The following is a 20,090-nucleotide window of genomic DNA, read 5'->3' as shown; positions in this document are numbered from 1 at the left end:
ATTGACAAGGATCCCATGTACAAACTGGTACTCATCCGCCACGGCGAATCGACCTGGAATCTGGAAAACCGCTTCACGGGCTGGACCGACGTGGACCTCACCGCCGCCGGCATCGAACAGGCCAAGGCCGCGGGCCGGCTGCTCAAGGCCGAAGGCTACGAGTTCGACGTGACGCACACCAGCGTGCTCAAGCGCGCCACGCGCACCCTGTGGCATTGCCTGGACGAAATGGACCGCACCTGGCTGCCGGTGGTGCACAGCTGGCGCCTGAACGAGCGCCATTACGGTGCGCTGCAGGGCCTGAACAAGGCGGATACCGCCAAAAAATACGGCGACGCGCAGGTGCTGGCATGGCGGCGCAGCTACGACACGCCGCCGCCGGCGCTGGAGCCGGGCGACCCGCGCTGCGAGCGCGGCGACCTGCGCTACGCCAAGCTCAAGCCCGGCCAGGTGCCGCTGACCGAATGCCTGAAGGACACGGTGGCGCGCGTGATGCCGTTCTGGAGCGAGGCCATGGCGCCCGCCATCCGGTCCGGCAAGCGCATCCTGGTGGCGGCGCACGGCAACTCGATCCGCGCGCTGGTCAAGTACCTGGACGGAGTCTCCGATGCCGACATCGTCGGCCTGAACATCCCCAACGGCATACCGCTGGTGTATGAACTCGACGCCGGCTTGACACCGGTCCGGCACTACTACCTTGGAGATGCCGACGCAGCGGCTCGGGCCGCCGCCGCAGTGGCCTCCCAAGGTAAAGCCCAAGTAAAGGTTTGAGGTCTTTTTCACAGAAGCGTCGACCGTCGCGGAACCGTCACAATAGGCGACGTTCCAAGGTGTATATTGGGGTTGCAAAGGTGTTTTTTCTATGCGTCATAAACTGAAGATTGCGGGCTGGATTTCGATTGGCGCCATCACGGGGGCGTTGACCACCGTTTCACTGCAGACGGTCGCCCGCGGCTCGCTGGCGCCGCTGCCGCTCGAAGAGCTGCAGCAATTGGCCTCGGTGTTCGGCATGATCAAGACCGACTACGTGGAGCCGGTGGATGAGAAGAAGCTGATTTCCAATGCCATTTCGGGCATGGTTTCCGGACTCGACCCCCATTCGGAGTATTTCGACAAAAAATCGTTCAAGGAATTCCGTGAAGGAACGAGCGGAAAGTTTGTCGGCGTGGGCATCGAGATCACCCAGGAAGACGGCCTCGTCAAGGTGGTCTCGCCCATTGAGGGGACACCGGCCTACCGCGCCGGGATCAAACCGAACGACCTGATCACGAAGATCGACGACACCGCCGTCAAGGGCCTGTCGCTGAGCGACGCCGTCAAGAAAATGCGCGGCCAACCCAACACCAAGGTCACGCTCACCATCTTCCGCAAGGACGAGAGCCGTAGCTTCGTCGTGACCATCACGCGCGAAGAAATCCAGACGCAGTCGGTGCGCGGCAAGATCGTCGAGCCCGGCTATGCCTGGATCCGTCTGAGCCAGTTCCAGGACCGCACGGTCGAGGACTTCGCGCGCAAGGTCACGGAAATCTACAAGCAGGATCCCAACCTCAAGGGACTGGTGCTGGATTTGCGCAACGACCCGGGTGGTCTGCTGGATTCCGCGGTGGCCATTTCGGCGGCCTTTCTGCCAGACAACGTGACCGTGGTGTCGACCAAGGGCCAGTTGCCGGAGAGCAATTTCACGTACAAGGCGGCGCCCGAGTTTTACCAGCGGCGCAGCGGCGCCGATCCCCTGAAGGGCCTGCCCGCCGCACTGAAAACCGTGCCGCTGGTGGTGCTGGTCAATGAAGGCACGGCCTCCGCCAGCGAGATCGTGTCGGGCGCCCTGCAGGATTACAAGCGGGCCACCATCATGGGCAGCCAGACCTTTGGCAAGGGCTCGGTGCAGACGGTGCGCCCGCTCGGGCCGGACACCGGCCTGAAACTCACGACCGCCCGCTACTACACGCCCAGCGGCCGCTCGATTCAGGCCAAGGGCATCGTGCCCGATGTGCTGGTCGACGAGACCGAAAAAGGCAACCTGTTCGCCGCCCTGCGCACCCGCGAAGCCGATCTGGACCACCACCTCAACAGCGGTCAGGGGCCCGAGGTCAAGGATCCGGCCCGCGAGAAAGCCCGCGATGACGCGCGCAAGGAGCTGGAACTCGAAATGCTCAAGCCGCAGGCGGAACAAAAAGTGCCTGAACTCGGCAGTGACAAGGACTTCCAGCTGGCCCAGGCGCTGAACCAGCTCAAGGGCCGCCCCGTCATGGTCAGCAAGACCATGACCGAGCGCAAGGAAGAGAAGAAAGAGAATTGACCGACGACCAGCTGCTGCGCTATTCGCGCCACATCCTGCTCGACGAGATCGGCATCGAGGGGCAGCAGCGGTTGCTGGCGGCGCATGCGCTGATCATCGGCGCGGGCGGCCTCGGCTCTCCCGCGGCGCTGTATCTCGCGTCGGCAGGCGTGGGCCACATCACCCTCGTCGATGACGACACGGTGGATCTGACCAACCTGCAGCGGCAGATCGCCCACAACACCGCGCGCATCGGCATGGCCAAGGTGCAATCGGCGATGCAATCCGTTGCGGCCATCAATCCGGAAGTGACCGTGACGCCGATCCAGGCGCGCGCCGGCGCGGGCCTGCTGTCTGAACTGGTGGCCCGAGCCGACGTCGTGCTGGACTGCTGCGACAACTTCGCCACCCGGCAGGCCGTGAACGCGGCCTGCGTCGCGCATCGCAAGCCGCTGGTCTCGGGCGCCGCCATCCGGTTTGACGGCCAGCTCACGGTGTATGACCCACGCGATGAGCTGTCGCCCTGCTATGCGTGCATCTTCCCGCCCGATACGAACTTTGAAGAAGCACGCTGCGCCACCATGGGGGTCTTTGCACCGCTGGTCGGCATCGTCGGCGCCATGCAGGCGGCCGAGGCCCTGAAACTGCTGAGTCACGCGGGCCAGCCGCTCACCGGCCGGCTTTTGATGCTGGATGCACGCTCGATGGAATGGAACGAGATGCGGGTGCCGCGCAATGCGGCATGCAGCGTCTGCGGCGCCCACACCTCCTGAAGCGCCGGGGGTCGAACCAGACGGTTATGGGGTGCGCCGTGGTGGTCCGGTGGCGGCGGCCTGCGCCAGTACTTGCGCACAATCCGCATCCTTGCCCGGCCCGGTTTCCACGGTGGCAGCCAATGCCAGCAACGGGTTGATGGCGCCCAATGCCAGGGCAACTCCGGCCCGCCCTGCCAGCGCGGTCTTATCCGGCCCGGCGGATGGCGCCTTGAAGCTACCCGTGATCTCGAGCGGCGAACGCAAACTGAGAATGCTCCGGTCTTTGGGCTCGGGCTTGAGCACGATATCCAGCGTCTCATTCGCCAGATCGATGGTCCCGCTGCCGTTGATCACCGTGCTCGAGGTATCGAGCACGAGCGATCGGCTGCTCATCAATCCATGTTTCACGTCGAACGCGGCCGCCGCGCAACGCAGCAGCACAGGCTTGTCCCCCACAACCAGGAATGTGATGATCTTCCCGCCATCGAGTCCCGCCTCCGCCAGTAGCAGGCGGCTGATCTGGCCTTTGCCCATGAGCAGCGCCACGCTGCCGGACGCCGAGCCAAGCACCTGGGCCGTCGAATTGCCGCGCCCCTGCAGATCCACTCGCCCATGAAGCTTGCCGAAGCTGCCTTTGGTGAGCTCGATGGTGGGAAACAAGCGGTTGAGCTGGAGCGCGCTCGCCTGCAGTTGCGCACTCACGGCGGCAGGCACGACGTTCGCATCGATCCTGATGTTCCCGGCCAACTCGCCGCCCGCCACCCCTAGATTCAGGGGGTCCATCTGCAGCACGCCGTTGACGAGCCGGACATGAACACTCATCTTGTCCAGTGGCAACGCCCTGATGTGCCGGATGTCGGAGGCTGCGTACCAAACGTCAGCATCCATGACTTTCAAGCGCTCGAAATCCAGCGCGCTGTCGGGCAGCACCTTGCGCCCGGGCCGAACGGGCGGCGTGGCAGCCGCATTCCGCGTGGGAGACGCGCCAATTAACGGCCCGAGGTCATCAAAATCCAGCGTCCTGGACTGCAGTTTTCCGGTCAGCAGGGGAATCGTCCTGCCGCGGTCGTAACTCATGTCGCCCGACAGGTCCGACCGGCCCAACCGCCCCTGCATCTTGCCGACCGCCCACACGCCGCCCTGCTTGCGCAAATTTCCGCGCAGCGCATACGGTGGCGTCTGCGGCAGCACCACACCGAGCAAGGTATAGAGTTCTGCGAGGCTTTGGCCGCGAATGTCAAACGTGGCATCCACGCTCGCCAGCGTGGCCAGGCCGGCGATCGAGCCGCTGGCCTTCAGGCTCGTGCGGCCCGCGGTGGCTTGAACCTCGACGGGGAAGGGTTGCTGTACGGCCGAGTTCAATTGCAAGACGCTGCCGGTGCGCCCACGCGCCGTGAATGCCTGTTTTTTAAGCACCCCGCGCGCCGAGTAGGACAGTGGCAGGGCGGGATTCGACGTGGCGTCCATGCCGAAGTCAACCGCAATGTCGGCGCCCTGGGCACTGTCGACATAGTGCACGGTCCCGTTATCCACCTGCAGCAGACCAATGTCGGGGACCGTGCTCCGGTCGGAAGTGTCTTTGCCCAGTGCCCAGGTCCGCCGGCCGTCGGGTTCGATCTGAAGCGACAGCTGAGGCTTGCGCAAAATCACCAGCGGGAGTTCAAGCTTGCCATGCAGCAAGGGCCAGAGACTGACATCGAATTGGGCCACCTCGGCCTTGAGCAGATAAGGGTCGTGCGCCCATGCGGGGTTGGCGAATTCGACCCCTTCGGCGATCACGCGTGTCGTCAGCCCCAGCCGTACATCGAGGCGCCGCGTGATCTCGAACCGGCGCCCCGTGAGGTCGCTGACATAGTGGTTGAGCGGGCCGCGCAGCAGATCCCACGGGAATAAAAATGCCATGCCTGCCAGCACAATCAGGATCGACGCCAGCCCGGCGGGCCAGCGGATCCATGGGGACTTGAAGGAAATTTTCACGGTGCCTCTCGCGCCACGCAAAGCATGTCTTGCGGCGCCTGGTTGTTTCGCCCCAGTATGTTGCACAACACATCCTGCGGCGATCAGTCAGTTTCGCCCATCCGTGTCAGTCCACACCGACAAACACAGCGCGTAGGAGTCGTCCTACATAAAGCCGACCCCATGGCTGGCATCGTGAGGCCCGGGAACACGGTACATTTCTAACCGGCAGCCGCACAACTTCGATCCAATCCGTGGACACCCTCCGCCGCAAAACCCTGAATAGAGCCTACCGTGTCGCCCCGAACCTACATCGTTGAGGACAACGCGACCATCCGCGAAAATCTGGTGGCCACGCTGGAAGAACTGGCGGGCGTCAAGGCCGTGGGATTTTCCGAGACCGAGGATGAAGGCAAGGCGTGGTTGACCGAGAACGACCAGGCATGGGATCTGGCCATCGTGGATCTGTTTCTGCGGCAAGGCAGCGGCCTTCATGTGCTGGAAGCCTGCCGCAATCGCCGGCCGAGCCAGAAAGTCGTGGTTCTCACCAACTACGCCACGCGCGACATTCGCAAGCGCTGCGCCCAACTGGGCGTTGACGCGGTTTTTGACAAATCCAATGAAATCGACGCCCTGATTGAATTTTGTGCCGGCAAGGGCTCACCAGCCGGTGCACCGCTCAATCAATAAGCTTGTTTTTCAGCGCGTAGTAGGTCAGGTCGCTGTTGGACGAGAGATTCATTTTTTCCATCAGGCGGGTGCGATAAGTGCTGACGGTTTTGACACTCAAGGACAGCGCCTTGGCGATGTCGCCCGCTGTTTCACCCTTGGCCAGTTTCAGGAATACCTGAAATTCGCGCTCCGAGAGTTGCTCGTGGGGTGCGGTGTCGTTCTTGTGGTTGAGTTGCTGCGCCAGCAGCTCTGCCACCGAGGGCGAGATATAGCGCCGGCCCAGCGCAATGGTGCGTATGGCATTGACAATTTCCAGCGGGTCGCACTGCTTGTTGAGGTAGCCGCTGGCGCCCTGACGAATAAGGTTCAAGGCGTAATGTTCCTCGGGATAGCCGCTCAGTATCAGCACACCGATATCCGGCGCCTTGGCACGGATCATGGCCAGCGCGTCTATGCCGCTCTGTCCGGGCATGGACAGGTCCATCACCAGCACATCGATTTCGGTGGTGCGCACCAGATCGATGGCTTCACGCCCGCTGGCGGCCTCCCCCACCACCCGCAGGTCCACGTGGTCGGAAAAGAACTGCCGCAGCCCCGACCGCACAATGGCATGGTCATCGACAATTCCAATCTTGATCATCTCGGTGTCTTTCAGTGAGGTTGCTGCACTGATTATTCACGATTTATCCTCGGTATTCACTGGAGACCCTTATGCGATGGTTTGTAATGCCCAAGATGACGATCAGCCTGCCCCTGGCGGTGCTGGCGGCATGCCTGCTGATTGGTATCAATGAAGCAGGCTACAAGCGGTCCGCCGCCGCGATGCAGGACATGGCGCAAGCGCAGAACATCCGGACCGGACTCACCACACTGCTCAAGCTCATGCTGAATGCAGAAACGGGGCAGCGCGGCTTTCTGCTCACAGGAGACCCTAAATACCTGGCGCCCTATGAATCCGCCCTGACCGAGGTCAACCAGAATCTGGGCAGCCTGCACGAGCTTTACGCGTCCGACCCTGGCGAGCTCACCGAATTCAACCGTCTGTCGCAGGACGTCTCCGGCAAGATGGCCGAGATGGCCGTGAGCGTACGCATGCGCAAGCAGGGTCAGGAGGATGGCTGGAAAGCCGTTCTGCTCACCGATGTGGGCAAGGAACAGATGGACGCCATCCGCGACCAGACCTCGAAATTGATTGCACAGAGCGCGCGCAAGATGAGCGTCAATCAGGCTCAGGTGGTGCGGGCGCTGCAGCTGTCACGCATCGGCATCGCGCTCGTGGCCATGATCGGCTTGCTGGCGTTCTACATGTACCTGCTGCAAAGCAATGCCCTGCGGGCCGCCGGGCAGCGCGAACAGGAATCCCTGAAGAGGGAGCGCGACCAGCTCGAACGGCAGGTTCGTGAGCGCACCGAGAGCCTGGCAGCGCTGGCCACCCACTTGCAGCAGGTGCGCGAGGAAGAGCGCGGCCATCTGGCGCGCGAACTGCACGACGAACTCGGCTCGCTGCTGACGGCGGCCAAACTGGACGTGGCAAGACTCAAATCCAGACAGGCCGGCGCCTCGCCAGAAGCCGCCGAGCGCCTGCAGCACCTGACCGACACGCTCAACAGCGGCATCGCACTGTCGCGCCGCATCATCGAAGACTTGCGCCCCTCGTCGCTGTCCCACCTGGGTCTGGTGGCTTCGCTCGAAATTCTGGCGCAGGAATTTGGTGAAAGAGCGGGACTCACTGTCACCACGGATCTCGAGGCGGTCGAACTGGGGGGGGCAGCACAACTCACGGTCTACCGGCTGCTTCAGGAGTCGCTGACCAATATTGGCAAGTACGCACAGGCCCAGCAGGTCACCATCAGCCTGCAGAACTTCGATAGTTACATCAGCGTAGAGGTCAAGGATGACGGCAAGGGGTTCGACACGACCCAGGCCCGCCTTTCGAGCCATGGGCTCATCGGCATGCGGCACCGGGTCGAAGCCAGCGGCGGGCGCCTCACGGTGACTTCCCGTATCGGCGGGGGCACCTGTATCTCTGCCGTCTTACCCAAGGGCGCCAACGCGGGCTGACCCGCGTTCGACAAAGGCACCCTACTTTGTCGGTGGATTCCTACAACGCCTCAACGCGGTCGCTGACAACCGCTCAAGCCTCCCGCCGATGAACAACGGCTTACTCCCGCTTTAACCTTGCTACAGGTGGTTCGATAGTGACCACCTCATCAAATGGGCACCGCCCAGCAAGGAGATCCGTATGTTGCACTACGCCGTTGTATTCCTGGTGATTGCATTGATCGCCGCCATTTTTGGCTTTGGCGGCATCGTCGCCGGCGCTGTTGAGATTGCCAAGATTCTGTTCTTCATTTTCGTCATCATGGCCATCGTCAGCTTCGTGGTGGGCTTGCTTAAAAATGGCTAGCCTCGCCGACGCCATCATTCAAACCTCCCTTTATAAGGACTCAGTTCATGACAAGCTTCACCTCAAAAACCGGCACCCAGAACGATCCACAAGAGACCGCGCGCCACTTGGCAAACCATGTGCTGAAATCAGCAGAGCAGGCTTACGACACGACGCGCAACTTTGCGGACGAATCGCTTGACCAGGCACAGCGATTCGCCCGGCGCGGTCTGGATGCCGCCTCCGACGCCGGAGCCAAAGCGCAAAAGACTCTGGTGCGCTACGCCGACAGCACCGGGGAGTACGTGGCGAACCAACCCATGAAGTCCCTATTGATCGCGGCCGCAGCAGGTGCGGCCCTTGCCACATTGCTGCTTTCTGTGCGGCATCGCAATGGCAGGTGAACGGATGGGGTCTCCGGTTCGCGCTGCGGGCCGCCAATAACAAACAATGCGCGAAAGGAAATCGAATGCAAAATATCAAACTTGGAACCAGCGACAGCCTTGTCCTGGATGAAAAAGCGCTGAAGCAGGCCGCACAAAACCTGGAGGACGGCGCCGTCACTCCCAGCTATGGCCCGCATCGCGATGCCATCGTGAAATTGCTGAATGACGCGCTGGCCACCGAGCTCGTGTGCGTGTTGCGCTACAAGCGTCACTATTTCACGGCCGTGGGCCTGGCGTCGGCGAAGATTGCAGAAGAATTCCTGGTGCACGCCAACGAAGAAGCTGCGCACGCCGACCTGCTGGCGCAACGCATTGTTCAGCTTGGCGGTGACCCCGATTTTTCGCCCGACACGCTCAAGCAGCGCAGCCATGCCGCGTACGACGAATCAAAAGATCTCAAAACCATGGTTCGGGCAAACCTGGTCGCGGAGCGGATTGCGATCGAGAGCTACACCCAGATGATCAGCCTGCTGGCTGACAAGGATCCGACCACCCGCAGAATGCTGGAAAGTATCCTGGCCCAGGAAGAAGAGCACGCGAATGAGCTCAAGGACTGGCTCGCGATCTGACGCTTCCATCTTTATTGTGCAAGCTGGTTGGCGTGGTGCCGCAAATTGGCGAGCTTTTCAACGACAGCACCAAATTACAACTATCCATTTGAAGGAATCATCATGAAATACGCTCGCGCACTTGCATTTGCCGCTCTGACCGGAATCACGGCCGTCACCATGGGCTGCGCCGTCTCGCGCGGCCAGGAAACCGTCGGCTCGTATGTGGATGATGCCACCATCACCACACAGGTGAAAGCCAAATTCGTCGGAGATAAAACCGTGGATGCCACCGCCATCAGTGTCGAGACATTGAACGGCACCGTTCAGCTCTCTGGTTTTGCCAAATCGAACGCCGAAAAAGACCGGGCTGTGAGCATCGCGCGCGGCGTCAACGGTGTGAAGGGCGTACACGACAGTATCGTCGTGCGGCCTTGACGCGGTCATTCTGGCGCTGCCAGTAAAAAAGCCGGCTGCGGGACAATGTCCCGCAGCCGGCTTTTTTACAATCTCTCCTGAGAAAGGTTTCTCCATGTCCATGCACCGCCCACTGACCCGCCGCCAATCGATTGCTGCCGCCAGCGCCCTGCTATTGACGCTGGGACAGGGCGCCACACAGGCGCTTGCGGAAGGCGCGTATCCGGGAAAGACTGTAACGTTCGTCAACTGCTGGCCCCCCGGTGGTCCCTCGGACATCCTTGCGCGCTCAGTCGCCAGCGTCCTGGACACCACCCTGAAGCAGTCTTTCGTAGTGGAGAACAAGCCGGGGGCCGCGGGCAACATCGGCTCCGACTATGTGGCCAAGAGCCAGCCCGACGGTTACACCGTGCTGTTCGGCATCGGCACCACCTATACCGTCAATCCGCACCTCTACAAGAAGATGCCGTTCAAGCCCGGCGATCTCAAGCCGGTCATGATCCTGGCCACATCCGGTCTGCTGGTGGGCGTGAACCCGTCCACCCGAATCAAAACGATGAGTGAACTCGTCGCCCGGGCGAAGACGAAGACGCTGAACTTCAGCTCCGGGGGCAACGGCAGCCCGGGCCATCTGGAGGTGGCGTTGCTCAACGAACTGACCCAAACGAGGCTCAATCACATCCCCTACAAGGGCAATTCGCCGGCCGTCAGCGCGGTGGTGTCAGGAGAGGTCGATGGCGGCGTGCTGGCCACCCCCGGCATGCTGCCCTTCGTGAAGGCCGGGAAAATCACGGCGCTGGCCGTGACGAGCCGGCAGCGCTCGACACTGGCCCCCGACATCCCCACCGTGGCCGAGGCCGGATACAAGGAATTGCTGCAGGAAGTGCTGTATGTTGCCATGGTGCCCGCAGCCACCCCCGAGCCGGTCATGCAAATCCTGCAGCGTGCCTTTGCCGACGCGCTGGCACGCCCCGACGTGCAAAAGCGCATGGCCATTCTGGACCTTCAGTTTGACGGTTCCACAGGCGCCGCGGCAGTCAAGCGATTGACAGAAGATTCGGATCGCTTCGGCCACATCATCCAGGCTACCGGTATGAAAATTGACTGAATACAGACGTGGAGCTCCGATGAAACAACCCAACATTATCTTCATCGTCGCCGACGATCTGGGCTACGCCGACCTGGGCTGCTATGGCGGACGGGACGCCGTGTTCGGCCCCGTCTCACCCGTGCTCGACGGCCTCGCCGCGCAGGGGCTCAAGTTCACGCAGGGCTACGCGAACTCTCCCGTGTGCTCGCCCACGCGCTTTGCGCTGATGACGGCGCGCTACCAGTACCGCCTGCGCGGCGCAGCCGAGGAGCCGATCAACAGCAAGAGCCGCGGCAGCGCCACGCTGGGCCTGCCGCCCGAGCATCCAACGCTGCCCTCGCTGCTGCGCGACGCCGGCTACCGCACGGCCCTCATCGGCAAATGGCATCTGGGCTACCTGCCGAACTTTGGCCCGCTGCGCTCCGGCTACGAAGAGTTCTTCGGCCCGACCTCGGGCGGCGTCGACTACTTCACCCATTGCGATTCGAGTGGCAATCACGATCTCTGTTTCGGCGAAGAGGAGCAGCACCACGAGGGCTACCTGACCGACCTGCTCTCGCGCCGCGCGGTCGACTATGTAGAGCGCATGGCGCAGCAGCCGGCGCCTTTCTTCCTCAGCCTGCACTACACCGCGCCGCACTGGCCGTGGGAGACGCGTGACGACGCCGCCAAGGCGCCGGTCATCAAGGACAACCTGTTCGACCTCGCGGGCGGCAACATCCACATCTACCGCCGCATGATTCACCACATGGACGAGGGCATCGGCTGGATCATGGCCGCGCTCGAGGAAAACGGCCTGGCCGACAACACGCTGGTGGTCTTCACCAGCGACAACGGCGGCGAACGCTTCTCCGACAACTGGCCGCTGGTCGGCGGCAAGATGGACCTGACCGAAGGTGGCATCCGCGTGCCGTGGATTGCGCACTGGCCGGCATTGATCCAGCCGGGTGGCGAGAGCGTGCAGCACTGCATGACCATGGACTGGTCGGCCACCCTGCTGGACGCGGCCGGCGCCCGCGCGCATCCCGACTACCCGCTCGATGGTGTGTCGCTGCTGCCGGTGCTGCGCGATGCCAGTCACAGCTTCCACCGCCCGCTGCATTGGCGCATGAACCACCGCGGCCAGCGCGCGCTGCGCGATGGCGACTGGAAGTACCTCACGGTGGACGGCAACGAGTACCTGTTCAACATTCCGGCCGATGAGCGCGAGCGAGCGAATCGCGCCAGGCTGGAGCCGGCGCGCCTGGACGCCATGCGCGCGGCCTGGCAGGCCTGGGAGGCCACCATGCCGCCGATTCCCGCGGACGCCACCATCAGCCTGGGTTATTCCTACAAGGACATGCCGCAGCGCTGACGCTCGTGCCCCGCGCGAGGGCCACGTTAGTATCGGCGGCACATGGTCAACATCACATCCCTGCATCGCTGGTTTCCCTTCCTCGGCTGGCCCCGGCCCGACCGCGAAACCCTGAACGGTGAGCTCTGGGCCGGCATCACCGTCGGCCTGATGGTGATCCCGCAAGGTGTCGCCTATGCCGCACTGGCAGGCATGCCGCTGGTCACCGGCATTTACGCGTCCATGCTGCCCGCGCTGGTCGCCGTGCTGTGGAGCTCGTCCACCCGGCTGTCGGTCGGACCGACGGCGCTGACCTGCCTGCTGGTGGCGTCTTCGCTCACGGGCCTGGCGGCGCCAGGCAGCGCCGAGTGGGTCAACCTGGCGGTCTGGCTGGCGCTGCTGTCGGGACTGCTGCAGGTGGTGCTGGGCTGCGTGCGCTTTGGCTGGCTGCTCAACGTGGTGAGTTCGCCCGTACTCATGGGATTCACCCAGGCCGCAGCGGTGCTGATTCTGGCCTCGCAAATTCCGGCGCTGCTCGGCTTCAGGAGTGGCTGGAGCCATCTCTTCACACAACCCGGCCTGCATGCCATGGCCGCGGCTTTCGGCCTGGGCAGCCTGGCCGCACTGGTACTGGCCAGGCGCCTTGTGCCGCGCTTTCCGGCCGTGGTGCTGGTCGTGCTGGCCGCATCGGCGCTGAGCGCCGCCACGGGCTTTGAAGCAGGCGGCGGCCGGGTGGTGGGCACGCTGGCCTCGGGCCTGCCGTCCCTCTACATTCCGTCGCTGCTGCCATGGCCGGCCCTGAGCCAGCTCGTGGTTCCGGTGCTGGTGATCACCCTGGTGAGTTTTCTGGAAACCGCGTCCAGCGCCAAGGTGGAAAGCCAGCGCGAAGGCCACCGCTGGAACCAGAACCAGGATCTGATCGGCCAGGGCCTGGCCAAGCTTGCCTCGGGACTGTGCGGGGCGTTCCCCACCAGTTCCTCGTTTTCGCGTTCGGCCCTGAACCTCTACGCCGGCGCCAGGACCGGCTGGGCCACGATCGTGTCGGTGATCGTGGTGCTGCTGGCGCTGCTGTTCCTGACGCCGGTGCTGCATCACGTGCCGCAGTCGGTGCTGGCCGGCGTGGTGGTCGCCGCCATCTACGGCCTGCTCAGGCCCTCGTCCTTTGTGCGGGTGTGGCGGATCTCGCGGGTCGAGGCCCTGACCGCCGCCGTGACCTTCGTGATCACGGTGCTGAGCGCGCCCAGTCTTTACTGGGGGGTGATTGCCGGGCTGCTGATGAGCCTGAGCCACTTCTTGTACCAGCGGCTGCACCCGCGCATCATCGAGGTCGGCCTGCACCCGGACGGCAGCTTGCGCGATCGTCATCTCTGGAAACTGCCGCCGCTGGCGCCGCACGTGTATGCGCTGCGCATGGACGCCGAGCTCGACTTTGCGTCGGCCAGCGAATTCGAGCGCGCCATTGTGGAGCACCTGGCCACCTCGCACCAGGTCCAGCATGTGTGCCTGTTCGCGCACCCCATCAACCGGATCGACGCCACGGGCGTGGAGCGCTTTGGGCAGGTGCGCCAGATGCTCAGCGGCCGCGGCATCCTGCTGCACATCAGCAGCCTCAAGCTACCGGTCGAGAGCGTGCTGCGCCAGGCCGGTGAAATTCAGGAAGGGCCCTGGCTGAAGCTGTACCGGACCGATGCCGAGTTGCTGCTGGCGATGAGCCAGCCCACCCCGGTTCAGGCGCTCACAATCCAGCCTTCGAGCGGGTCGAGGTCCACGGGAAGTCCGTAACGCGGCGCCCCCTGCTCATGCCGGACCTGCGCCCAGGCGGCCTGCAGCAGGCACAGCGTGGCGTCCAGCGAGTCGCCGCTGGCGTCATCGGCCAGGGCGTCGCGCTGCGCATGGGTCAGCTTGAGCCGCATGCCCAGACGGGTCTGGCCGTGCTCCAGCGCCGTGATCAGGTCCTTGCGCGCAATCAGCCGATCGGGCGACTGTTTGGCCGCCGTGTCGCTCTTGTAGCTGCGCCGGCCCAGAACTTCACGCGCGAGCAGGCCGGGATAGCCCTCCAGCGCCACGCGCGCCACGTCGCCCTCGTGCAGCCCTGGCAGGTGCACGCCGGCACCCAGCAGGCGCGGCACGCCCGCGTGCAGCATGAAGGCCACGGGCGGATTGACCCACTTCATGGACGGACTCGAACCGGCGGGCCCATCGGTCTTGCGGTGCGCGAATTTGGCGCCTGCAGGCCGCGCATCACAATAGGCCGCAAAGGTGGCGCGAAGGGCCTCGCGGCTCAGACTGGCGTAGTGACGCATGCAGGCGTCCCATTGCGTCGGCCAGCCGAGCTGTTCGACCAGCGCGCGCGGCAAGCCAAACGGGAAATCAAACGCACCGATCCAGCTGCGGGACTCGCGCAGCCACAGTCCAAACGCATCGAGCGATTCGAGTCGCTCCATTTTTGATAGCACGACGCGCCCACCCGACAAGGACCCCAGGGCTAAAACAATGGGCTTTCGGCGCGTAGGGCGGCTCGTGAAGTCGCAGCCGATCAGATGAAAGTCAGGCATGGACGCGGGGCAGCGCGTGGCACCGGGCGCCAGCCCGGGTAGGACCTGTGGCTCAGGCGCGCCCGCAGATCGAGGCGGTGGCCATGAGCTCTTCGAGCAGCGCCAGCGACACCGTGCCCGACACCGCATACGGGTCAAGCTCGGGCTTCTCGGAATACTTCATCAGGATATTCGTGTTGATCCTGGACAGGTTGACCTGCCCCATGGTCCAGCCGCCGAAGCGGCGTTCGGAAATTTCCTCGTAGTTCAGCAACACCACATCCTTGTGCCGCGGATCCTTCTGGATGTGGCCGTACAGCTCGTTCACGGGCATGCGCCCGCCTTCGATGGCCTGCAGGAAGACACCGCCGCCGTAGCACAGGATGCCCGTGATGCCGCTGGTGGGGTTGTACTGGCGCGACTGCGTCAAGATCGACTCGATGGCACCGGGGCTCGGGTCCACCGCGCGGCTGGCATAAAGCAAACGTACAAGCATGGCATCAATCCTTTTGCGGAATCAGGGACAAAAATTCGCGGCGCAGGTTCGGGTCCTTCAGGAACACGCCGCGCATGACCGAGTTGATCATCTTGCTGTCCATGTCCTTCACGCCGCGCCAGGCCATGCAGTAGTGGCTGGCCTGCATGACGAGGGCCAGGCCGTCGGGCTGGGTTTTCTCCTGGATCAGGTCGGCCAGTTGCACCACGGCCTCTTCCTGGATTTGCGGGCGCCCCATGACCCATTCGGCCAGGCGCGCGTACTTGGACAAGCCGATCACATTGGTGTGCTCGTTGGGCATCACGCCGATCCAGAGCTTGCCGATCACCGGGCAGAAGTGGTGCGAGCAGGCGCTGCGCACGGTGATGGGCCCGACGATCATCAACTCGTTCAGGTGTTCGACGTTCGGAAACTCGGTGATGGTGGGCGCGTGCACGTAGCGGCCCTTGAAGACCTCGCGCAGGTACATCTTGGCCACGCGCCGCGCGGTATTGTTGGTGTTGTGATCACCGTGGGTATCGATCACCATGCTGTCGAGCACGCCCTGCATCTTGACCTCGACCTCGTCGAGCAGCTTGTCGAGCTCGCCCGGTTCGATGAAATCGGCGATGTTGTCGTTCGAATGAAAGCGCTGGCGCGCCGCCAGCAGCCGCTCGCGTATCTTCACGGAAACGGGGGTGCCTTCGTCCTGATCGGCTGGGCTCATGGTGTCGGGTGTTTTCAATAACATGAAGTGATGGTAACAGCGATTGATTGTTGATGTTTTTTGCCATGAGCCCACACCGGTTGTGCACAGATAGCTATCAATACAGTAGCAAAATCATCAGTAGCGATAGCCCGTCACAAACAGCGCCGCACGCATCAGGCCAAAGGCGATGCGGTCGCGCAGGCGCTGGCGCCACGGCCTGCCGGCGTACTGCGCCGCATCCACGCGCTGGCCGCCGTTCTCCATGGCGCGAACCAGCCTGCCGCGCAGGTCGGCGGCGAAGCCGGCGTCGTTCACCACCACGTTCGCCTCGCGCGCCAGCAGCAGGCTCAAGGGGTCCAGGTTGGAGGAGCCCACCGTCACCCAGCGGCCATCCACCACGGCCACCTTGGCATGCAGAAAGCTGGCCGAATACTCGTAAATCTCGACCCCGGCAGCCAGTAGCGCGCCGTACACCGGACGGGCCGCGTGGTACTGCATGAAGTATTCGTACTTGCCCTGCAGCAGCAATTGCACCTTGACGCCGCGCTGCGCCGCCATCTTGAGCGCCCGGCGCAACTTGCGCCCCGGCACGAAGTAGGCGTTGGCAATGATGATTTCCTGACGGGCTTCGCCGATGGCCTTGCGGTAGGCGCGCTCGATCTTGCTGCGGTGGTGCACGTTGTCACGCAGCAGCAGCAGCGCCTTGGCAAAATGAACATCGTCTGCGCCATTTTTGGCGCTCCCCTGCGTGCCGTGACGATAGCCGGCGGCCGTGCGCAGCGAGCTCAGCGCGGCCGGGAAGTTGCGCTGGCGGGTGTCACGCACCGCCTGCAGGCGCCACCACAACAGCGCCATGGTGTCCCGCATCTCCTGAACCAGCATACCGGACGCGCGCACGGCAAAGTCCAGGCGCGGCAGCATCAAGGTACCGTAATTGGGATCGTGCAAGTCGTCCAGGATATTGATGCCGCCGCAAAACGACACCTGGCCATCGACCACACACAGCTTGCGGTGCAGGCGCCGCCAGCGGCTGGGGAGCAGGTAGCCCAGCGGCCCCAGCGGCGCGTAAACCCGCCACTGCACGCCCGCCCGATCGAAGCGCTCGCGCCATTCGGGCGGGAATGTGCCGGTGCCCACGCCATCGACCACGAGCTGCACCGTCACGCCGCGCTGCGCCGCGCGCTCCAGCGCCTGCGCCACGCCGGCACTGGTGCCGGTGAAATCGAAGATGTAGGTTTCCAGCCGAACCTCGGCCAGAGCCAGGTCCACGGCCTCGATCAACGCAGGGAAAAATTCCTTGCTGCCTTGCAACAACTGGATCTGGTGTTCACGACGCTGCAGCAAGTCCGGCCGGGGCATGTCAAATTTCAAATTCGGCAATCAGCGGCAAATGATCCGACATGCGCCACCAGACGCGCCCTCGCGGAATCTGCAGCCCCAGCGGTTTGAGGCCCCGCGAATAAATGTGATCGAGTTGAACCACCGGCAGGCGGGCCGGATAGGTCGCGTTGCGTCCGTCGTCAAACGCAACCAGATCGACAGCACCCAGTGCCCGCCTGATCTGCACGCCCCAGTCATTGAAGTCTCCGGCCACCAGCAGCGGCGCCTGCGCCGGCACCTCGCGTTCGATAAAGCGTTTGAGCTGCGCCACTTGCCGGGTGCGGCTGGCAGGAATCAGGCCGAGGTGGACCACGATCACGTGGACGGTACGGCCATGGGCATTCACCTCGACATGCAACAGCCCACGCTGCTCGAAGCGATGATCCGACATGTCTTCATGCTGGTGGTCGATGACGGGCCAGCGCGACAGCAGCGCATTGCCGTGCTCGCCGTAGCGTGTAAAGGCATTCGTCTGATACACCGCCTCGTACCCCTCGGGCGCCAGAAACTCGGCCTGCGGCAAATCCGGCCAGCGCTTGAAATGCCGGGCCTCGCGCCGGTGCAGCTTGCGCACTTCCTGCAGGCACACCACATCGGCGTCGATCTGCTCGACGGCATGGCCCAGGTTGTGAATCTCAAGCCGGCGGGCCGGGCCGATGCCCTGCACGCCCTTGTGGATGTTGTAGGTGGCTACGCGAAGAATCGTCATGCGGCAAACTTTACTCCGATCAGTTTTGGCAGCATCAGGATGGCTTCGGCATTGGAGGGCGAAAAACACCGGTCGGCCGCCTCGCGCCAGGGCAGCCACTGGCTAGCCGTGTGTTCGCGCGGACTCAAGGTGACCGGCGTGCCCGGCGGCACCACCAGCCCGAACACATGCTCGGTGTTGCGCGTGACCCCCGGCGCATAGCGGTGCTGCCAGCGCGGGTAAATGTCGTACACGTTCTCCAGACCCCAATCGCGCAGACCGCCGGCCAGCGCAGTGCCGCTCGCACAGTCGATACCGGTTTCTTCCCGCACTTCGCGCGCCGCCGTCTGCCGAAGGTCCTCGTCAATGCGATCCTTGCTGCCGGTCACCGACTGCCAGAAGTCCGTGGCGTCGGCGCGCCTGAGCAGCAGCACGTCGAGCGCCGGCGTGTAGATCACCACCAGCACGGACAGGGGAATCTTGTAGGGCTTGACCATGAAAAAGGGGCGCCGATACGTCGTTCTTCATTGTGCCCCAAGCCCTCAAACGCCGGGACAGGTCACTCCGGCTTGACCAGGTCGCTGTTCCTGAGCCTGATGTGCAACTCGCGCAACTGCTTCTCGTCCACAGGCGTGGGCGCCTGCGTCAGCAGATCCTGCGCGCGCTGGGTCTTGGGGAAGGCGATCACGTCGCGAATCGAGTCGGCGCCTGTCATGAGCGTGACGATGCGGTCCAGACCGAACGCCAGGCCACCGTGCGGCGGTGCACCATATTGCAGCGCATCGAGCAGGAAGCCGAATTTTTGCTGGGCCTCTTCGGGGCCGATCTTCAGCGCGTCAAACACCTTTTGCTGCACGCCGGCCTGGTGGATACGCACAGAGCCGCCGCCGATCTCCCAGCCGTTGAGCACCATGTCGTAGCCCTTGGCGATGCATTTCTCGGGCGCGGTCACCATCCAGTCTTCATGACCGTCCTTGGGCGCGGTAAACGGGTGGTGCACCGCGGTGTAGCGCTGGGCCTCGTCGTCGAACTCGAACATCGGGAAGTCCACCACCCACATCGGCCGCCAGCCGGCCTCGAACAGGCCGTTCTTCTTGCCGAACTCGCTCAGGCCGATCTTCAGGCGCAGGGCGCCCATGGCGTCGTTGACGATCTTGGCCTTGTCCGCGCCGAAGAAAATCAGGTCGCCGTCCTGCGCACCCGTGCGCGCCAGAATCTGGGTAATGGCCTGGTCGTGAATGTTTTTGACGATCGGGCTTTGCAGGCCCGGCCACCGAAGGGCCTTGTCACCCGGGCCTTTGGCCTGCTCGTTGACCTTGATGTAGGCCAGCCCCTTGGCGCCGTAAATCTTGACGAACTCGGCGTAGCCGTCGATCTCGCCGCGGGAGAGGCCCCCGGCCTCCCTGGCGCCGCCCGGAATCCGCAGGGCCACCACGCGCCCGCCCTTCATGTTGGCGGCGCCGGAGAAGACCTTGAAATCCACGTCGGCCATCACGTCGGTCAGCTCGGTCAATTCGAGATTCACACGCAGGTCCGGCTTGTCGGAGCCGTAGCGGTGCATCGCCTGTGCATACGCCATCACCGGGAATTCGCCCAAATCAACGTTCAAGGTGTTCTTGAAGACGGTGCTGATCATGTCCTGGAACAGGTCGCGGATTTCCTGCTCGGCCAGGAACGAGGTCTCGATATCGATCTGCGTGAACTCGGGCTGGCGATCGGCGCGCAGGTCTTCGTCGCGGAAGCATTTGGTGATCTGGTAGTAGCGGTCAAAGCCGGCCACCATCAGCAGCTGCTTGAACAGCTGCGGGCTTTGCGGCAGTGCGAAAAACATGCCACTGTGCACGCGCGAGGGCACCAGGTAGTCGCGTGCGCCTTCGGGCGTGGACTTGCCCAGCATCGGGGTTTCGATGTCGATGAAGCCATGGGCATCGAGGAACTTGCGCACCTCCATCGCGGTCTTGTAGCGCAGCATCAGGTTGTTCTGCATGTACGGACGGCGCAGGTCCAGCACACGGTGCGTCAGGCGCGTGGTCTCGGACAGGTTGTCGTCATCGAGCTGGAACGGCGGCGTCACGGACGGGTTCAGGACCGTGAGCTCGTGGCACAGCACCTCGATCTTGCCGCTCTTGAGGTGCTCGTTGACCGTGCCTTCGGGGCGCGCGCGCACCAGGCCCTTGACCTGAATGCAAAACTCGTTGCGCAGGCCTTCGGCCGTCTCGAACATCGCGGCGCGATCCGGGTCGCATACCACTTGCACGTAGCCTTCGCGATCGCGCAGGTCGACAAAAATCACGCCGCCGTGGTCGCGCCGGCGGTTTACCCAGCCGCACAGGGAAACGGTTTGGCCCATCAGGGCCTCGGTCACAAGACCGCAATAGTGGGAACGCATCGCCATGGTATTTCTTTTCAACTTCTCACTAAAA

The 20,090-nt window shown here is 63.4% G+C and carries 21 protein-coding genes; 12 read left to right on the top strand and 9 right to left on the bottom strand.

What is annotated here, in order from left to right; translation table 11 throughout:
* Nucleotides 1-15: 15 nt before the first annotated feature.
* From gpmA to B0E49_RS01495, 3 genes are all read left to right on the top strand, one after another.
* Entirely contained in the window at nucleotides 16-771 is a 756-nt protein-coding gene (gene gpmA, locus B0E49_RS01505; protein ID WP_077560206.1) for a 2,3-diphosphoglycerate-dependent phosphoglycerate mutase, read from the top strand.
* 91 nt (nucleotides 772-862) lie between these two features.
* Nucleotides 863-2,299 (top strand): S41 family peptidase, encoded by a 1,437-nt coding sequence (locus B0E49_RS01500; RefSeq protein ID WP_077560205.1) that lies wholly within the window; start codon nucleotides 863-865, stop codon nucleotides 2,297-2,299.
* Entirely contained in the window at nucleotides 2,296-3,051 is a 756-nt protein-coding gene (locus tag B0E49_RS01495) for a HesA/MoeB/ThiF family protein (protein ID WP_077560204.1), read from the top strand. Before B0E49_RS01500 ends, B0E49_RS01495 begins: the two co-directional genes overlap by 4 nt.
* A gap of 24 nt (nucleotides 3,052-3,075) precedes the next feature.
* Here the strand turns inward: B0E49_RS01495 and B0E49_RS01490 are convergent, their stop codons facing one another.
* A complete protein-coding gene (locus tag B0E49_RS01490) occupies nucleotides 3,076-5,010 on the bottom strand; it encodes an AsmA family protein (protein ID WP_077560203.1) in 1,935 nt (644 codons plus the stop codon).
* 273 nt (nucleotides 5,011-5,283) lie between these two features.
* On the opposite strand from B0E49_RS01490, the gene B0E49_RS01485 reads away from it, so the two are divergent.
* Nucleotides 5,284-5,679, top strand: coding sequence for a response regulator (locus B0E49_RS01485; RefSeq protein WP_144264392.1), 396 nt, complete (start codon nucleotides 5,284-5,286; stop codon nucleotides 5,677-5,679).
* On the opposite strand, the gene B0E49_RS01480 is transcribed toward B0E49_RS01485, so the two are convergent.
* Complete coding sequence (locus B0E49_RS01480) at nucleotides 5,669-6,301, bottom strand: response regulator (protein WP_077560201.1); 633 nt, start codon at nucleotides 6,299-6,301, stop codon at nucleotides 5,669-5,671. The two genes, B0E49_RS01485 and B0E49_RS01480, sit on opposite strands and share 11 nt — an antisense overlap.
* A 71-nt stretch (nucleotides 6,302-6,372) precedes the next feature.
* Between B0E49_RS01480 and B0E49_RS01475 the strand changes: the two genes are divergently transcribed.
* The 8 genes from B0E49_RS01475 to B0E49_RS01440 all read left to right on the top strand — a co-directional run bounded on the left by B0E49_RS01475 (nucleotide 6,373) and on the right by B0E49_RS01440 (nucleotide 13,663).
* Entirely contained in the window at nucleotides 6,373-7,722 is a 1,350-nt protein-coding gene (locus tag B0E49_RS01475; RefSeq protein ID WP_077560200.1) for a CHASE3 domain-containing protein, read from the top strand.
* Between the two features lie 181 nt (nucleotides 7,723-7,903).
* Nucleotides 7,904-8,068 (top strand): DUF1328 domain-containing protein, encoded by a 165-nt coding sequence (locus B0E49_RS01470; RefSeq protein WP_077560199.1) that lies wholly within the window; start codon nucleotides 7,904-7,906, stop codon nucleotides 8,066-8,068.
* A 47-nt stretch (nucleotides 8,069-8,115) separates the two neighbouring features.
* Entirely contained in the window at nucleotides 8,116-8,451 is a 336-nt protein-coding gene (locus B0E49_RS01465) for a hypothetical protein (protein ID WP_077560198.1), read from the top strand.
* Between the two features lie 65 nt (nucleotides 8,452-8,516).
* On the top strand, nucleotides 8,517-9,062 hold the full coding sequence (locus B0E49_RS01460) for a ferritin-like domain-containing protein (RefSeq protein WP_077560197.1): 546 nt from the start codon (nucleotides 8,517-8,519) through the stop codon (nucleotides 9,060-9,062).
* A 102-nt stretch (nucleotides 9,063-9,164) separates the two neighbouring features.
* Complete coding sequence (locus tag B0E49_RS01455) at nucleotides 9,165-9,479, top strand: BON domain-containing protein (RefSeq protein ID WP_077560196.1); 315 nt, start codon at nucleotides 9,165-9,167, stop codon at nucleotides 9,477-9,479.
* 94 nt (nucleotides 9,480-9,573) lie between these two features.
* Nucleotides 9,574-10,566: a Bug family tripartite tricarboxylate transporter substrate binding protein gene (locus B0E49_RS01450; protein ID WP_144264391.1), complete on the top strand. Its 993-nt coding sequence runs from the start codon at nucleotides 9,574-9,576 to the stop codon at nucleotides 10,564-10,566.
* Between the two features lie 19 nt (nucleotides 10,567-10,585).
* Nucleotides 10,586-11,902, top strand: coding sequence for a sulfatase family protein (locus B0E49_RS01445; protein WP_077560195.1), 1,317 nt, complete (start codon nucleotides 10,586-10,588; stop codon nucleotides 11,900-11,902).
* A 42-nt stretch (nucleotides 11,903-11,944) separates the two neighbouring features.
* Complete coding sequence (locus tag B0E49_RS01440; protein WP_077560194.1) at nucleotides 11,945-13,663, top strand: SulP family inorganic anion transporter; 1,719 nt, start codon at nucleotides 11,945-11,947, stop codon at nucleotides 13,661-13,663.
* On the opposite strand, the gene B0E49_RS01435 is transcribed toward B0E49_RS01440, so the two are convergent.
* The 7 genes from B0E49_RS01435 to aspS form a co-directional block, all read right to left on the bottom strand.
* Nucleotides 13,609-14,436 (bottom strand): DUF429 domain-containing protein, encoded by an 828-nt coding sequence (locus B0E49_RS01435; RefSeq protein ID WP_077560193.1) that lies wholly within the window; start codon nucleotides 14,434-14,436, stop codon nucleotides 13,609-13,611. The two genes, B0E49_RS01440 and B0E49_RS01435, sit on opposite strands and share 55 nt — an antisense overlap.
* Before the next feature lie 52 nt (nucleotides 14,437-14,488).
* Nucleotides 14,489-14,911, bottom strand: coding sequence for a BLUF domain-containing protein (locus tag B0E49_RS01430; RefSeq protein ID WP_077560192.1), 423 nt, complete (start codon nucleotides 14,909-14,911; stop codon nucleotides 14,489-14,491).
* Nucleotides 14,912-14,915: 4 nt separating this feature from the next.
* Complete coding sequence (gene folE / locus B0E49_RS01425; RefSeq protein ID WP_077560191.1) at nucleotides 14,916-15,641, bottom strand: GTP cyclohydrolase I; 726 nt, start codon at nucleotides 15,639-15,641, stop codon at nucleotides 14,916-14,918.
* A gap of 93 nt (nucleotides 15,642-15,734) precedes the next feature.
* On the bottom strand, nucleotides 15,735-16,958 hold the full coding sequence (gene clsB / locus B0E49_RS01420) for a cardiolipin synthase ClsB (protein ID WP_077560190.1): 1,224 nt from the start codon (nucleotides 16,956-16,958) through the stop codon (nucleotides 15,735-15,737).
* A 1-nt stretch (nucleotide 16,959) separates the two neighbouring features.
* Nucleotides 16,960-17,688: an endonuclease/exonuclease/phosphatase family protein gene (locus B0E49_RS01415; protein ID WP_077560189.1), complete on the bottom strand. Its 729-nt coding sequence runs from the start codon at nucleotides 17,686-17,688 to the stop codon at nucleotides 16,960-16,962.
* Nucleotides 17,685-18,164 (bottom strand): dihydroneopterin triphosphate diphosphatase, encoded by a 480-nt coding sequence (gene nudB / locus B0E49_RS01410; RefSeq protein WP_077560188.1) that lies wholly within the window; start codon nucleotides 18,162-18,164, stop codon nucleotides 17,685-17,687. Before nudB ends, B0E49_RS01415 begins: the two co-directional genes overlap by 4 nt.
* A gap of 62 nt (nucleotides 18,165-18,226) precedes the next feature.
* Nucleotides 18,227-20,062, bottom strand: a complete 1,836-nt coding sequence (gene aspS / locus B0E49_RS01405) for an aspartate--tRNA ligase (protein WP_077560187.1) — start codon at nucleotides 20,060-20,062, stop codon at nucleotides 18,227-18,229.
* Nucleotides 20,063-20,090: the final 28 nt, after the last annotated feature.

This window comes from Polaromonas sp. C04 (genome assembly GCF_002002705.1).
Classification (GTDB): Bacteria; Pseudomonadota; Gammaproteobacteria; order Burkholderiales; family Burkholderiaceae_C; genus Rhodoferax_A.
This window is presented reverse-complemented; position numbering and strand designations above follow the sequence as displayed.

Excerpts from the sequence above, each read along its gene's own strand:
- gpmA (WP_077560206.1), top strand. The coding sequence starts at position 16 with ATGTACAAACTGGTACTCATCCGCCACGGCGAATCGACCTGGAATCTG.
- B0E49_RS01500 (WP_077560205.1), top strand. The coding sequence starts at position 863 with ATGCGTCATAAACTGAAGATTGCGGGCTGGATTTCGATTGGCGCCATC.
- B0E49_RS01480 (WP_077560201.1), bottom strand. The coding sequence starts at position 6,301 with ATGATCAAGATTGGAATTGTCGATGACCATGCCATTGTGCGGTCGGGG.
- B0E49_RS01475 (WP_077560200.1), top strand. The coding sequence starts at position 6,373 with ATGCGATGGTTTGTAATGCCCAAGATGACGATCAGCCTGCCCCTGGCG.
- B0E49_RS01470 (WP_077560199.1), top strand. The coding sequence starts at position 7,904 with ATGTTGCACTACGCCGTTGTATTCCTGGTGATTGCATTGATCGCCGCC.
- B0E49_RS01465 (WP_077560198.1), top strand. The coding sequence starts at position 8,116 with ATGACAAGCTTCACCTCAAAAACCGGCACCCAGAACGATCCACAAGAG.
- B0E49_RS01460 (WP_077560197.1), top strand. The coding sequence starts at position 8,517 with ATGCAAAATATCAAACTTGGAACCAGCGACAGCCTTGTCCTGGATGAA.
- B0E49_RS01455 (WP_077560196.1), top strand. The coding sequence starts at position 9,165 with ATGAAATACGCTCGCGCACTTGCATTTGCCGCTCTGACCGGAATCACG.
- B0E49_RS01450 (WP_144264391.1), top strand. The coding sequence starts at position 9,574 with ATGTCCATGCACCGCCCACTGACCCGCCGCCAATCGATTGCTGCCGCC.
- B0E49_RS01445 (WP_077560195.1), top strand. The coding sequence starts at position 10,586 with ATGAAACAACCCAACATTATCTTCATCGTCGCCGACGATCTGGGCTAC.
- B0E49_RS01440 (WP_077560194.1), top strand. The coding sequence starts at position 11,945 with ATGGTCAACATCACATCCCTGCATCGCTGGTTTCCCTTCCTCGGCTGG.
- B0E49_RS01435 (WP_077560193.1), bottom strand. The coding sequence starts at position 14,436 with ATGCCTGACTTTCATCTGATCGGCTGCGACTTCACGAGCCGCCCTACG.
- B0E49_RS01430 (WP_077560192.1), bottom strand. The coding sequence starts at position 14,911 with ATGCTTGTACGTTTGCTTTATGCCAGCCGCGCGGTGGACCCGAGCCCC.
- folE (WP_077560191.1), bottom strand. The coding sequence starts at position 15,641 with ATGTTATTGAAAACACCCGACACCATGAGCCCAGCCGATCAGGACGAA.
- clsB (WP_077560190.1), bottom strand. The coding sequence starts at position 16,958 with ATGCCCCGGCCGGACTTGCTGCAGCGTCGTGAACACCAGATCCAGTTG.
- B0E49_RS01415 (WP_077560189.1), bottom strand. The coding sequence starts at position 17,688 with ATGACGATTCTTCGCGTAGCCACCTACAACATCCACAAGGGCGTGCAG.
- nudB (WP_077560188.1), bottom strand. The coding sequence starts at position 18,164 with ATGGTCAAGCCCTACAAGATTCCCCTGTCCGTGCTGGTGGTGATCTAC.
- aspS (WP_077560187.1), bottom strand. The coding sequence starts at position 20,062 with ATGGCGATGCGTTCCCACTATTGCGGTCTTGTGACCGAGGCCCTGATG.